The organism is Fictibacillus arsenicus (assembly GCF_001999465.1).
In the GTDB taxonomy this organism is placed as follows: domain Bacteria; phylum Bacillota; class Bacilli; order Bacillales; family Fictibacillaceae; genus Fictibacillus; species Fictibacillus arsenicus.
Map to the genome: position 1 here is coordinate 929,478 of NZ_MQMF01000002.1, position 13,845 is coordinate 943,322.

Genomic DNA, 13,845 nt, shown 5'->3' on the forward strand with positions numbered 1-13,845 from the left:
AACCCCCGTTTTGTTAACAGTTACAAACCATGACAATATTTCCATCCGGATCTTCTACATTGAACCAAGCAACTTCCCCATGCCACTCGATCTCACGGATGATCTTGATATTTTTTTCTTTGATGTCGGCGTAAGCTGCATCAATGTCTGGTGCAAACAAATTAAACATCGGCCCTGACCCCGGTGTGCGATGGAAAGACGGATCGAACGTATGATCATCAAGAGATAGCCCTGTTTGGCCAGTTACAGGAATGTTATGTACAGGCGACTCAACTTTATCCAATTCAATCGTGATCCCGAGCAGTTTCGCATACCACTCTACTGACTTTTTCAGATCAGAAACGTGAACAAAAACATTATTAATATGACTTTGAATCGGAGCAATACTTGTTACTTTTTCATTCATAACGAACGCCTCCTAAAATTGTGTTATTCCTCATACGTTTTCCGAAAACCATAAAAAGGCCTGAAATTCTGAGATTCATAGAAAGAATGCGATGTACTGGAGGCCAGCATTTCCATTCTTGTCCGCGGATACAGATTATGCACATGCTTTAGCAGCTTTCCGCCTAGTCCCTTACCTCTAAACTCTTGTGCAATCAGCATTTCGCAAACATATATTGTTACATTCATATCGGTCAGACACCGAATATATCCTGCAATTTTCTCGTTGGGTCCGATCACAACATACGCTGCATTTGAGTTTTTCCAAGCATTAAAAGTTTCTTCATATCGCTCAACAAGCTGATTCCAGCCTTCTTTTTTGTTCAGTTCCTGAATTTCAGAAAAGTATTTTTCAGAAAAAGGAACAATCTTTTGCTCTTCCACTAGTTTGATCTCCTTATAAAAGTGCTTTAATGTTCTGAACCCCTTTTTCAACTTCCAAAAGCGGATTTTCTTCAAAATATTCCTGTTCGATCACGCAATAATTTATCTTTTCTTCATCTGCCAGCTTTAGAAATCCTTTCATGTCCAAAATACCTGATCCCGCGACCGTGCTTACTTTCTTATCGTCTTTTGTTGCCATATCTTTTAAATGAAGAGAAACACAGCGGTATTTATATTTCTTTAATAGTTCTTCCGGTTCAAACCCAGCGTACTTTGCCCAGTATGTATCAAGCTCCATTTTTACAAGTTCTGGATCGGTTTCTTGAAAAACAACATCAAACGGAATTCTACCTTCTAACTTATAAAACTCGAAATCATGATTATGATAAGCCACTCGAATTCCGTATTCTTTGCTTCTAAACGCTGCTTCGTTCAATGTTTCAGCAACCCGCTTATAGTCATCGATCGACTGCCTCTGCTCTTCCGTTAAATACGGCATGATCATCAAGTCGTTCCCGAGCACTATCTGTTCATCCATATGTATTTTTAATGCTTCACCTGAAAAACGGTCTAAAGGAATATGTGCACCCGCAACCGTAAGTCCGGTTGAGTCGAGCACTTTCTTCACTTCTTTCGCTGATATTCCGAAAAGCCCTGCAAACTGTACACTGTCATAGCCCATGTCACTAACTTTTCCCAATGTTCCTAGCAGATCTTTTTCAGCCTCTGATTGTATGGAGTATAGCTGCAATCCGATTTTACGCATGTTTATCCTCTCCTTATTCATTCGGTTATAAAATTTTGTTCATCGACACAGATGCCTGCTTAAATCCTAGCTTTCTATAAAGCTTTATCGCATTTTCGTTGCTACCGAAAACATGCAATCCTAGTGATGCCGCACGAAGTTTTTTAGCTTCTTCTTCAAAAAACCGGAGAGCTTCACCGGCAATTCCCTGTTTTCTAGACGCTTCGAGGATATAGATATGGTAGAGAAAAGCTTTTTTCTCTTCATTGTTTACATGAAACCAAAGATAGCCCGCTAAACTTTCTTCACTCTTTATATGATAAAGATATTGTCCCTCTGTGTTCTCTTGATCTGGCAGCAAACTTTCAATCTGCTTTTCTGCTTTCTCGTTTGCTTCCTCTATCGACATCAGGTAATGCTCAGCCGTATCTCTTGCGTAATCAGGAATCATAAACTCTATGTAGCTTTTAAACTCTTTATTGTTCATTTTTTCAAAAGTGATCAACGTTTTTCAGCTCTCCTTATTTCATTAGATACTCAATGATTTCTGGCATTCGTTCACGCCAAGCTGATTCATGATGCTTTCCGCCCTCTGCTATTTCAAATCGTATTTCAATACCCTTTTCCTTGAGCTTCTCGTATACTTTTTCTGAAGAATGGATGTAATGTCCTGCATCTACTTTTGATGTATCTTCATCTGTTCCGATGTCCATATAAAACTTTTCTACCGCACTCAAGTCACTTTCCTCTATGAATCTTTCAATTTCCTGCTGGTTGAACCAAAACGCAGATGATAAGCTCGCTATTCTGCTGAAAATGTGCGGATAACGGCATGCGGCATAGGTGGAAATCAGCCCGCCCATTGAACTTCCCGCCATTAAAGTATCATCAGGCTTCGTTCGGTACTTGTCATCAATGACCGGCTTTAACGTATAAAGCAAAACTTCAAGATATGTTTCCCCTTTTCCGCCAAAAACACCATCGATCTGAAGCAGCTCTGGTCCGACAGCCGGATTTTCCCAAGGACCATACTCATTCAGGCGCTCAAATCCTTCATGGTTGCAGTCAATACCGACGATAATAAGCGGTGTTTTGCTTTCTTCCAGATAATCAGCAAGTCCCCAAGACACGCCATAACTAGCATCTTCATCACGAAAAAGGTTTTGCCCGTCATGCATGTACAATACGTGATAGGTTTCATCCGATTCCTCATACCCCGACGGGAGGCAGACTCGGATCTGCCTTTCAATACCGCCGAACTGTTCAATCTTAATCTTAAATTCTTGTATCATCTTATTCTCCTAATCTTGATTTTCTTATTTCGCAATCATTGATGCTTTGAAAGTGGTTGATTTCCGCTTCAGAATGCTCGCTTTCCGCAGGGCGTGCGGTAAGCCTCCTCGCGCTTTGCGCCTTCAGGAGTCTCACCTGTCCCGCTGGTCCTGCAGGAGTCTCGCATCTTGCGCTCCAATCAACTTGTCAATGAAGTTTTTAAAAAAGTTATTGATACAACTCATAGCCGTTCACAAAAAACTGAATTGTCTCGATTTCATCCTCGTTCAGTTCCCTGCCGACCGATTCTCTATAGGCTTCTGTAATGGATTCGTTTTTTCCTTTAAATTTTTCAGTAAGTTTCGCAACACTTCTTAATGTCTTCGCTTCCTGGCTGTACTCTGATTTTAAAACGGGTTTCCAATGGGATAAAATATACGTTTCTGCATCAAACGTATCAATAACATCCAAAAGCTTATTTGTGTTTGATACCGTATAGTTATTTCGCGGTGCATACATGTTCGCGTAAATGCAATCTGCTAAAAACAAAATCTTTTCTTCTTTTATGTAAACGATGATAGAATCTGTCGTATGATCTCCCCCTACATGCTGCAGGATACATGTCACACCGCCAAGATCAATCTCCGCTTTTTCATCAAACGTAATTGTAGGGAGCTTTATTTTGATATCCCGGTTTTCTTCAAATTCTTTTTTGATAGCGGTTGCACAAAATTCAATTTCAATCCCTTGCTTCACTCTTTCATCCAGTGCTTCATCTGTCCAGGAAAAAGGCATAAGTTCTTTCATTTTATCTTTTGTTCGGCTGGAGGCAATGGACGGAAAATCTAATGCTGACATGCCAAAGATATGATCCCAATGCCAGTGCGTAATCACCGCCAGGCCAGGCTTCTGTATGCCGTTTTTATTTAATTCTTTTAAAAAATATTTTGCATGATTTTCTGAATTGCCCGCGTCGATCATCAGTGTCATATCGTCTCCAACTACTGCCCCTAAAATCGGCCTGTCTGTTTCAGAGACAGGGGTTTGATACCAAAATCGTTCACTTAATTTCTCCAGTGTCTGCATACTTCATCTCCCCATGAAACGATCTGTATTTTTCTTCATTGTACATTTTAATTATCTCTGTGGGTTAGAAAGATGCACATTCTGCTCGATATGTATTTCTTTTGGCAGGGAAGTCGGTGCGTTTGGGACTTTTCTTGTTTTCATATTAATTACATCAGAGGAATAGAGCTTTACCATCATACTTCCGCCATATTTTTTTGCCCTGATCAGAATAGGCTGATTGTATTGATTCTTAAACTGAAAATCTGGTCCGTACCAGCTGACTGTTGCATCTCTTCCAGGAGGAACGTACGGAACCCGTTTGCTGTGAGAATAACGCTGTACAATATTTAACCCTGCACGGTCAACTGCATTAAAAAGAGTGGAGGATACTTGGCATATCCCCCCGCCTACACCTTCAGATAATTCACCTCTTACGATAATTGGTGCGCGCATATACCCTTTTGCTATTGTTCGATTTCCTACAACTTGATTAAAAGAAAAAGTTTCACCAGGGAAAACAACATGGCTGTCTAATGCTTTGGAAGCGAGCTCAATATTGTTGGAACGGCTTTTGTTATTCGAATTAAAGTACGTTATGTATTGTCCGATTTGCTGCGTTTTAATATGCGCAAGGAGTTCAGTATCCACCTTCGGGTAAAGATTAACTTCAGGAACATCTACTTTAGACGAACCTTTACCAAAAAAATACGAATAGAAACTATCTTTAAACATATGACGGTTTAATTTGTAACCCACTTCCCCTGGAACAATTCCACCTCGATCATTGATCTTGGCATTAACGGGAGCTTTGTAGGTTTGTTTTTCTAGCTGATTAACAAATCGGTCGTATTTTTCGTTATCGATCATGGGTATGCCTGGGATTGGGGCTGAAAAATGGATACGATTCACTTCAGCGATCGTTTTCCCTTGCTGGTTCACTGTTAAGCTATCAGGCAAATTGACGGGATGTGCGACTAATAATAATCCAGTTAACCAATTTAGGAACATTTTGTACCCCTCCACGTTTACATAGTCATACCTAGCGTTTTTACTTTTTCCTAATTTGCTGTTTTTATTACAAATACCAATAAAAAAAAGCCTGAATCATGTGTGATTCAAGCGTCATTATCGTTATGCTTTTGTATTCAGCGGCTTTAGCCGTGCTTCTATTTCTTCACGCTGAGGCTCTAAGAACGGCGGAAGTGCCAATGATTCTCCAAGGTGCTCCAATTCTTCGTCTGTATCAAAACCTGGTCCGTCAGTCGCAAGCTCAAACAGAATGCGGTTAGGTTCACGGAAATATAGTGATTTAAAATAGAAACGATCTACGAACCCTGAGTTTGGAAATCTTGATGTTCTTACTTTTTCAATCCATTCACGCAGTTCATCTTCATTATCCACACGGAACGCAACATGATGGACCCCACCGCGTCCAAGTCGTTCCTGCGGCAAATCTGTGCGTTCTTCAATATGAACCTCAGCTCCTGAACCGCCTTCTCCCGTTTCCAAAACGATAATATCAGGCTGTCCTGAAACTTCAGCTTCGTAAGAACCGCTTTTTCGGAACCCTAAAAGTTCTGTCAGTACTTGTATAGTGGGTTCAGCTGCAGGAACTGTTAAACGGACAGGGCCAAGTCCGATAATCGCAGTTTCTTCTGGAGTGGTACTTTTACTCCAAGGTTTTCCGCCTGCTACTCCTTTGTTCTTTTCATCAGAAACTAAGATCAGGCGCTGTCCTTCTAAATCACGGAACGCAAGAGTCTGGCGTCCTGCACGGTCCTTAATTCCTTCTGTTTCTATTCCATGTTCTTTTAATCGGTCTTCCCAGTAGTTTAATGCGGCATCATCTTTTACACGAAGAGAAATCGCAGAAATCGAATTGTTACCGTCATGGTTGCGGCCAGCCATCGGGATCTCAAAAAATGTGAGCTCTGTTCCCGGATTTCCTTTTTCATCGCCATAAAACAAGTGATAAACACTCGTGTCATCCTGGTTCACGGTTTTCTTAATCAATCTGAGCCCCATTACTTCTGTATAAAACTTAAAATTCTCAGGAGCTTTTGCGGTGAGAGCAGAAACGTGATGAATTCCTTTAAGTTCCATCTACAAAACCTTCTTTCACACTTTTTCTATATTATCTGCTTTTTTGTGTAAAATGCCTAATGAAACGGTTTGGTTAATTTGACTGTTATTTTTAACTCCTCGGCGCCCAAAGCATGACAGATACTCCTATGAGGCAGATTCCTGCTCCAAGCCAGTCATACATATCCGGAGTTTTCTTGTCTATCAGCCAGCCCCATAATACCGCTAATATGATAAATACACCGCCATATGCTGCATAGACTCTTCCGAACGTCGGGAAATTCTGCAAAGTCGGAATTACGCCGTAAGCAACTAAAATTACGCTTCCAGCTATTCCATATGTAATCGGCTTAGATTCCCTTAGCCAGAGCCATACAAGATATCCGCCGCCAATCTCGGCAATTCCAGCAATTATAAATAAAAAAATGGCCGCAAACATCTTAAACCTCCTTTTACTACATTCTTCATTCATTGTAAAAGAAAAAAGACCGAAAACAAAATTCGGTCTTTTACTTAACTTCAAGAAAATGCATGCTGAACCATCGCTTTTCATCACACCAAACTTTCTTTGGTGTAAATCCGCACAAACTGGCGATCTCTTGGAACTCTTCAATCGTAAATTTATAAGAGTTTTCTGTATGAATGGTCTCACCTTCTTGGAAAGCGATCTCTTCATCACCAATCGTGATCACCTGATCCTTCAAGCTTACAAGATGCATCTCAACCCTGCCTTTTTCCGCGTGATAAAAAGCATGATGACTGAAATCTTCGAGCTTAAAGTCTGCCAGCAACTCCCGATTCAATCGGTTGAGCAGATTCAAATTAAAATCACGTGTAACACCTTTTTGATCATTGTAAGCAGCATTTAAGACGGTATGATCTTTTTTCAAATCTACACCAATCAATAAACCTCCGCCTGGTTTTAATAGTTCGGCCGTTTGTTTCAGGAATTCCCCCATTTCATGCGGTTCAAAGTTTCCAATGGTTGAACCTGGGAAAAATACAACTTTTCGTTTTGATTCAAGTTTTGGCATCTCAAATTTTGCTGTATAATCTGCCGAAACCGCATGTACGTTTATGTTTGGATATTCGATTGATAAAGCTCTTGCGGACTGATAGAGAAAATCTTTCGAGATATCGATCGGTACATATTCTTTTAGCTGGGGCATCGCCTCTAAAAGAGTCCTAACCTTTTCACTGCTGCCGCTTCCAAACTCAATGAGTACGCTGTCTGCTCCAGCGGCATCTGCCATTTCGTATTTGTATTTATTTAAAATAAATAACTCTGTACGGGTCGGATAATATTCCCGCAGCATAGTGATTGATTCGAAAAGCTCGGAACCTTTTTTATCGTAGAAATATTTTGGAGAGATTGATTTTGGCATTGATTTGAGACCGTTCAAAATTTCACTGTACATATCTGTTTCGTTTTCATTACCGACATGATAATGCACGTTCTGTTTAACGGTTTTCATAAATAGTCCTCCGCTAAACGCAATCCGCTGAACTGCCACCTTTTATCCGCTTGAAAGAAGTTGCGGTATGTCGGACGGATATGGGATTGTGAGGTTGCGCATGATCCTCCCCTTAAAACCATCTGGTTACACATGAACTTCGCGTTGTACTCACCAAGTGCACCCTCAAGCGGTTTGGTTCTTGGGTATGAGGTGTACGGGCTGCTCGTCCATTCCCATACATCCCCATAAGCTTGTTTAAATGGAGCAAGAGAATCGGAGCAATCCACAACAGGATGATAGCACTCGCTTTCCGCAAAATTGCCTTCGATTGGAATCGACGCCATCGCATTTTCCCATTCAGCTTCAGTCGGAAGTCTTTTTCCACTCCATCTCGCAAACGCATCTGCTTCATAAAAACTGATATGGCAAACTGGCTCATCCAAGTTGAGTTTCTTTTCACCTGTTAATGTAAAAGTGTACCAGCCATCATCTGCTTTCCTCCAATAAAGAGGATGCTTCCACTTTTCTTTTTTTACGGCAGCCCAGCCATCAGAAAGCCAATGTTCCGGCTGTTCATATCCTCCCGCTTCTATAAATGAGATGTATTCACCGTTCGTTACGGGATGAGAAGCCAGTCGATAAGGTTCAAGCCATACTTTATGACGCGGCCGTTCATTATCAAACGAAAAGCCTGTGCTAGAGTATCCGATCTCTACAAGCCCGCCTTCAATATTAATATAGGTTGTTCCGGTATTTGATTGCGGCTGCGGAATAGTCTTTGAATCCGCAAATTGCGGCAATAAAGGATTGCATGAAAAATTAAATTTCACATCTGTTAAAAGAAGTTCCTGGTGCTGCTGTTCATGCTGCAGACCAATCTCAATCAGATCGTGTATCTCCTGGGGCAGGTTATCTTCATATTGATCGACGAGCTGAATGATGGCTTCATCAACATGTTTACGGTATTCATAGACTTCATCCATGGTAGGTCTGGATAGCACCCCTCTGGAGTGACGCGGGTGATAGGAACCAATTGTTTCATAATAGGAGTTAAATAGAAAATCAAACTGCGGGTTATAAGGAACATAAGAAGAATCATTTTCCCTTAAAATAAATCGTTCAAAAAACCAGGTTGTATGGGCGAGGTGCCACTTTGGAGGACTGACATCAGGCATAGCCTGAATGATCGTATCTTCATTCTGAAGTTTTGATGCTAGTTTTTCTGATAAGGATCTGACTTGGTGGTATTGTTCGCTTAACTTTTCAGCTGCAGCATGCTCAATCGCCATAAATATCCTCCCTAAATTTATCATTTCAGGACATTGCATCTTGATATATATATTGAAGTTGTTCATTCTGCATTCCACTCAGTTGTAATACAACCATATTAAAGTATAAATAGCCGAAAATAGGTAAATTCAAACAAACCATATAAATTCTTAACAATTATGATGATGCGATATGAGGTATTGCGTTTATTTAGAAGAGTGTGAACAACGTAGAATCTTGTGACTGGACAAAAATGCGGGCTGACCGGACAAAAAATAGCCTGCACCGGACAAAAATTTGGACTGACCGAACAAAAAAGAAAAAGGATATCCGCACCTAGCAGATATCCCCTTCCTAATTTAATCTCTTAAAAACTTACGGTCAAAGATAAAAGGTCCAAACGGCACGACTGATGACAGCCCCGCAAGAAAGGCTCTCATAAACGGCCACTTCTTAACGTTCCAAACATAAAGAATGGCTAAGGCATAAAGGACGAACAGCAGACCGTGCAGTCCACCGACAATCGTTACCGCCATCGGCTGATCCATAAAATACTTTAAGGGCATTGCGATAAAAAGAAGGATCAGGAATGACCAGCCTTCTAGAAATCCAATAGTTTTAAGCATTTTAATTGGGTTCATAAAATGATTACCTCCAATATTGCAATTCTATCTTTAGTTTTATCATAAATCTTATAAAGATAGACTTCCCAACCCTAACTATTGTGTGAACAAATGGAGGTCAATTGAGTTCATTTCCTATAAACATTTAAGATATAACCATAAAAAAACCGGAGCATAATGCGCCGGTTCAGGTAATTCCTGCATTCTTCTTTAATCGTTCATAAATTTGATAAAAATCTTCCTGCGATATGCCTGGTGCAAACTCCTCAGATATTGATCTTAATTCAGGCATCGGAGCACCTTCTGGGGCACCGATTATGGTTTCCAGCGGACCTCCAAGCGGGTGCTCACCTGCCCAGATTAAGGCAATGTCCCGATAATCTGTATCACTGAACGTATAAAGTTTACGATGAACCCCTTCTGCCTCAAACTTTCTCGTCGTTTCAAATGCTGCGTTTTCGAGATCAGGAACCGGGAGCATTTTCTTAATATCTACACCAGTTACCATTTCAATCGCTTTGGCATAGGCAAGAACGTGAACTCCTCCCCGAACGAGCAGATACCCTATCATCTCACGGGCTACTGGGTTACTAGTCATTTCATATACTCTCATTTTGTGAGTCCGTGCTCCGCATTCTAAGAAAAAGTTATGAAGCAAATCCAGCAGTAAGTTGCCGCTGCTGAACACATAATCTCCATTCCATGCTTTTCCCATCGAATCAAAAGGAAATGAAGTTTGTGCGGTTGCTATAAAATGCTGGGTGTTTCTTTTGTCGGTAGCTGCCGCCATTGGTGCGGAATTCACATCACCAGGCTGCGTCGTACCATAAATCATTAGATTGATCGTATGGGAAACGAGTTCCACATGACCAAACTCTTCGGCTGTAATACTTGAAACAAGATCAAAGAACGGCTTTAGTTTTCCTCTTTTTCTAAAGTTAAAAGATTGATACATATAGTTATTGAGCGTTGACATCTCACCGAACCGTCCGCCTAAAAGCTCCTGAACAGCAGCTGCCGCATTCGCATCTGGGTTCGTCGGCGTCGGCAGTTCGATGGCCAGCCGGTTAAAACGCTTGATCATCAAGCTCCCTCCTCACGATAGCATATCGTTTAAAGATATGAGATTTGACGATTGTACTATTCCTGTATTTATTGGTGAAGGGGTTTACGTGGGGTGCGGGATTTGTCGAGGATTGTAAACTCGCGGATAAACAGCTGAAATTTTTGGATTGAGGGCTAAAACTCGTGGATAAACTGCCCAAATTTCTGGATTAATGCCGTTTTTTTCTGGATTCCAACTCTTGAACAGAGCTGAATACCCCTTCAGGTATCAATGGGAAACAGTTTCGGCACCCGAAACTGCACCTGATTTGATTGTTTGAAGATGGTTCAATCCTGACCTGCTTATTTTTGGGTTATTGTCACCTCAATTCCCTCTAAAAATTGAAAAATCCCTCCTGAGTATGATCAGGAGGGACATCCACATTAAATAGGTTTTCATTGAAAGTGGCCGAAATAAAGATTTCAGCGTCTTCTGTCATCAAAATGTCTCAACCTTGCTTTGGTTTCCCGCCTACTCCCCAGTGTTTGTTCGGAACTTCCTGGATCAGTACGCGTACTTGTTCTTTTTTTACATCTAAACATTCAGCAGCTGCATTCGTTAAGCTATCCATCAGCTTACTCAGCTGTTCATCTGTTCTGCCTTCAATAACTTGAACCTGAATAATTGGCATCTGCAAACTTCTCCTATTTTACATATCTTGACGATAGCGTGACAGAACCTAATCCGTCAAACTGAGCGATGATTGTATCATCCATATCAAAAGCTATCGCTTCTGATAATGCTCCGCTAAGTACGATGTCTCCTTTTTTCAATCCTTCGCCGCGTTTAGCCAGCTTTTGAACAGCCCATGCAACAGCTTCTGCCGGGTGGCCAAGAACAGCTGAACCTGCACCTGTTGCTACTATCTCCCCGTTTTTGCTCATAACCATTCCGATGCTTGCTAAATCCAGTTCCTCTGGCTTCACCATCTTGCTTCCCAATATTAATTTTGCTGAAGAACAGTTATCTGCTACAACGTCTGGAAGGGTAAAACGGAAATCCTTGTAGCGGCTGTCGATCACTTCGATGGCTGCTACAACATATTTTGCCGCTTTCATGACATCGTCAGCTGTAACCTCTTCGCCCATCAAGTCTTCTCCCATAATAAAGGCAATCTCTGGTTCTGCCTTTGGATGAATCAGTCTGTGCTGCTGAAGCGGTTCCCACTCCAAAGCCAGCATGTCACTCAAAAGATAGCCATAAATCGCTTCATGAACGCCCATCATTTCCTGCTTCGCCTTACTCGTCAGACCAAGTTTGATTCCTAGACGTTTTGTTTTCGTTTTCTCCATTCGTCTTTCAATCAGCTTTTTTTGCAGATCATACGCTTCATCAATAGACAGATCAGGGTACTGATCGGTTATTTTTACTACTTCTTTAACATCACTTTCTGCACGCAAGAGATAATCGATGACTTCAATATCAGACCTGTTCGTTACTGCCATGCTCTACACCTCCAGTTTCGTTTTCTGTGCCAATTCAGCAGCTACTTCAATAATAAGATCCTCTTGTCCGCCAACTGCTTTTCGTTTACCTAATTCTATTAAAATATCTCTTGGGTCTAAACCGAACCGTTTACCAGCGCGTTCAGCATGAAGAAGAAAGCTAGAATAAACACCAGCGTAGCCCATCGCGAGACTGCCTTTACGGATTTCCTGCGATCCCGGAAGCATCGGTCCGATCACATCTTCAGCTAAATCCATCATCTGATAAAGATCTATTCCTGTTTCCATCCCCATCCGGTCCAGCACGGCAAGTAACACTTCTGTTTGTGTATTTCCTGCACCTGCTCCAAGACAGCGGACACTTCCATCGATGCGAGTCGCACCTTCTTCGATCGCCACTAACGTATTTGCGACAGCGACAGATAAATTGTTATGTGCGTGGAATCCAACTTCGATATCAAGTGAGTTTCTTAACACAGAGATCCGCTCCTTCACTTCGTGAGGCAAAAGAGCTCCGGCTGAGTCTGTTACATACACGCCTTGTGCGCCATAAGACTCCATAAGTTTAGCTTGTTCCACCAGTTTTTCTACAGGAGCTGAGTGAGCCATCATCAAAAAGCCCATAACTTCCATTCCAAGTTCACGTGCCATGTGGATGTGCTGAGCGGAAACATCAGCTTCCGTAACATGAGTAGCAACCCTGACGAGACTTGCACCTAACTTATGTGCTTGTTTTAACTCTGAAACTGTCCCGATACCAGGCAGTAAAAGAACAGCAACTTTCGCCTGTTTGCACGCGCCAACTGCGGTTTCGATCAGCTTCATCTCATCGGTAAGCGACCTTCCGTACTGAAGCGTTGAACCTCCTAACCCGTCACCATGGCTCACTTCGATATAATGCATACCCGCTTCATCAAGTGCTTTAGCTGCATCAAATACTTGTTTTTCCGTAAACTGATGAGCCATCACATGACTGCCGTCCCGTAGACATACTTCTGTAAATTTCAGCGGCAAAGAACTATTTCGTTTCATGCGTTGTCACCGCCTTGTTCAAATATCTTTCTTGTCCAAACAAATGCTTGGCTACCATTTCTCCAGCTTGTTTTGCAGCAGCTGTCATGATATCCAGATTGCCTGCGTATTTCGGAAAATAATCTCCAGCCCCTTCTACCTCGACAAAAACCGTGACGCGACTGCCGTCAAATAGGGGGTCTTGTTTCAAGCGGTAACCAGGTACATAATCCCTAACCTTTTTCTCCATTTCAGCAATCGACTGTCTGATCTTCTCTTCATCCAGGTTCTTCACTTCACAATAGATGGTCGCTCTCATCAAAATGGGAGGGTCTGCAGGATTTAAGATAATGATCGCTTTTCCTTGATCTGCTCCCCCGACTTCTTCAATTCCCCGCCGTGTTGTGATCGTGAATTCATCAATGTTTGCACGTGTTCCAGGACCTGCACTTAATGATGAGATCGTCGCCACAATCTCACCGTATGTAACATTAGCGACTTCATTTATCGCATGCACCACTGGAATCGTAGCTTGTCCCCCGCACGTGATCATATTGATATTACATGAATCCAGATGATCTCCTAAGTTTACAGGCGGACAGACGAATGGTCCTATTGCTGCAGGTGTAAGGTCGATCACTGTCTTCCCAATATCTTTTAAGATCTCAGCATGTCTCAAATGCGCTTTAGCAGAAGTGGCATCGAACACGATGTCAGCAAGGTCCGGTCTTTCTATAAAATCTTCTATACCATTCGTGAACACCCGGTAACCTGCAGAGTTCGCACGCCGCAGACCATCAGAATCCGGATCGATCCCAATCATTGCTGTAAGTTCAAGACAATCACTTTTTTGAAGCTTATACATCAGATCAGTGCCAATGTTGCCTGAACCGATTATAGCTGCTTTAATCTTTTTCACTGATATTAGTCCTTTCTGCAC

Annotated in this window: 17 protein-coding genes; all 17 read right to left on the minus strand. The window is 41.8% G+C overall.

What is annotated here, in order from left to right; genetic code table 11:
* Positions 1-13: 13 nt before the first annotated feature.
* The 17 genes from UN64_RS11975 to UN64_RS12055 all read right to left on the minus strand — a co-directional run bounded on the left by UN64_RS11975 (position 14) and on the right by UN64_RS12055 (position 13,824).
* On the minus strand, positions 14-406 hold the full coding sequence (locus UN64_RS11975; protein WP_077362962.1) for a VOC family protein: 393 nt from the start codon (positions 404-406) through the stop codon (positions 14-16).
* 23 nt (positions 407-429) lie between these two features.
* A complete protein-coding gene (locus tag UN64_RS11980; protein WP_077362964.1) occupies positions 430-828 on the minus strand; it encodes a GNAT family N-acetyltransferase in 399 nt (132 codons plus the stop codon).
* Between the two features lie 13 nt (positions 829-841).
* Entirely contained in the window at positions 842-1,594 is a 753-nt protein-coding gene (locus UN64_RS11985) for a sugar phosphate isomerase/epimerase family protein (protein WP_171978886.1), read from the minus strand.
* A gap of 25 nt (positions 1,595-1,619) precedes the next feature.
* Entirely contained in the window at positions 1,620-2,078 is a 459-nt protein-coding gene (locus UN64_RS11990; RefSeq protein WP_077362968.1) for a GNAT family N-acetyltransferase, read from the minus strand.
* Positions 2,079-2,094: 16 nt separating this feature from the next.
* Positions 2,095-2,865, minus strand: coding sequence for an alpha/beta hydrolase (locus UN64_RS11995; RefSeq protein ID WP_077362970.1), 771 nt, complete (start codon positions 2,863-2,865; stop codon positions 2,095-2,097).
* Between the two features lie 208 nt (positions 2,866-3,073).
* The gene (locus UN64_RS12000) at positions 3,074-3,931 is read right to left on the minus strand and encodes an MBL fold metallo-hydrolase (protein ID WP_077362972.1); all 858 of its coding nucleotides are present in this window, start codon (positions 3,929-3,931) and stop codon (positions 3,074-3,076) included.
* Between the two features lie 51 nt (positions 3,932-3,982).
* The gene (locus UN64_RS12005; RefSeq protein WP_077362974.1) at positions 3,983-4,921 is read right to left on the minus strand and encodes a VanW family protein; all 939 of its coding nucleotides are present in this window, start codon (positions 4,919-4,921) and stop codon (positions 3,983-3,985) included.
* Between the two features lie 123 nt (positions 4,922-5,044).
* Complete coding sequence (locus UN64_RS12010; RefSeq protein WP_077362976.1) at positions 5,045-6,016, minus strand: ring-cleaving dioxygenase; 972 nt, start codon at positions 6,014-6,016, stop codon at positions 5,045-5,047.
* A 91-nt stretch (positions 6,017-6,107) separates the two neighbouring features.
* Positions 6,108-6,434 carry a YnfA family protein gene (locus UN64_RS12015; protein WP_077362978.1) on the minus strand — a complete coding sequence of 109 codons (327 nt, stop codon included), beginning with the start codon at positions 6,432-6,434 and terminating at the stop codon, positions 6,108-6,110.
* Positions 6,435-6,504: 70 nt separating this feature from the next.
* A complete protein-coding gene (gene egtD, locus UN64_RS12020; RefSeq protein ID WP_077362980.1) occupies positions 6,505-7,470 on the minus strand; it encodes an L-histidine N(alpha)-methyltransferase in 966 nt (321 codons plus the stop codon).
* Positions 7,467-8,741: an ergothioneine biosynthesis protein EgtB gene (egtB, locus tag UN64_RS12025; RefSeq protein ID WP_077362982.1), complete on the minus strand. Its 1,275-nt coding sequence runs from the start codon at positions 8,739-8,741 to the stop codon at positions 7,467-7,469. The genes egtD and egtB overlap by 4 nt, the downstream gene beginning before the upstream one ends.
* Before the next feature lie 339 nt (positions 8,742-9,080).
* On the minus strand, positions 9,081-9,362 hold the full coding sequence (locus tag UN64_RS12030; protein WP_130296517.1) for a DUF3817 domain-containing protein: 282 nt from the start codon (positions 9,360-9,362) through the stop codon (positions 9,081-9,083).
* 169 nt (positions 9,363-9,531) lie between these two features.
* On the minus strand, positions 9,532-10,428 hold the full coding sequence (locus UN64_RS12035) for a manganese catalase family protein (RefSeq protein ID WP_077362984.1): 897 nt from the start codon (positions 10,426-10,428) through the stop codon (positions 9,532-9,534).
* A 469-nt stretch (positions 10,429-10,897) separates the two neighbouring features.
* Positions 10,898-11,086 (minus strand): 4-oxalocrotonate tautomerase, encoded by a 189-nt coding sequence (locus UN64_RS12040; protein ID WP_281249423.1) that lies wholly within the window; start codon positions 11,084-11,086, stop codon positions 10,898-10,900.
* A 7-nt stretch (positions 11,087-11,093) separates the two neighbouring features.
* Entirely contained in the window at positions 11,094-11,894 is an 801-nt protein-coding gene (locus UN64_RS12045; RefSeq protein WP_077362988.1) for a 2-keto-4-pentenoate hydratase, read from the minus strand.
* 3 nt (positions 11,895-11,897) lie between these two features.
* Positions 11,898-12,926 (minus strand): 4-hydroxy-2-oxovalerate aldolase, encoded by a 1,029-nt coding sequence (gene dmpG / locus UN64_RS12050; protein ID WP_077362990.1) that lies wholly within the window; start codon positions 12,924-12,926, stop codon positions 11,898-11,900.
* Positions 12,913-13,824, minus strand: coding sequence for an acetaldehyde dehydrogenase (acetylating) (locus UN64_RS12055; protein WP_077362992.1), 912 nt, complete (start codon positions 13,822-13,824; stop codon positions 12,913-12,915). The genes dmpG and UN64_RS12055 overlap by 14 nt, the downstream gene beginning before the upstream one ends.
* Positions 13,825-13,845: the final 21 nt, after the last annotated feature.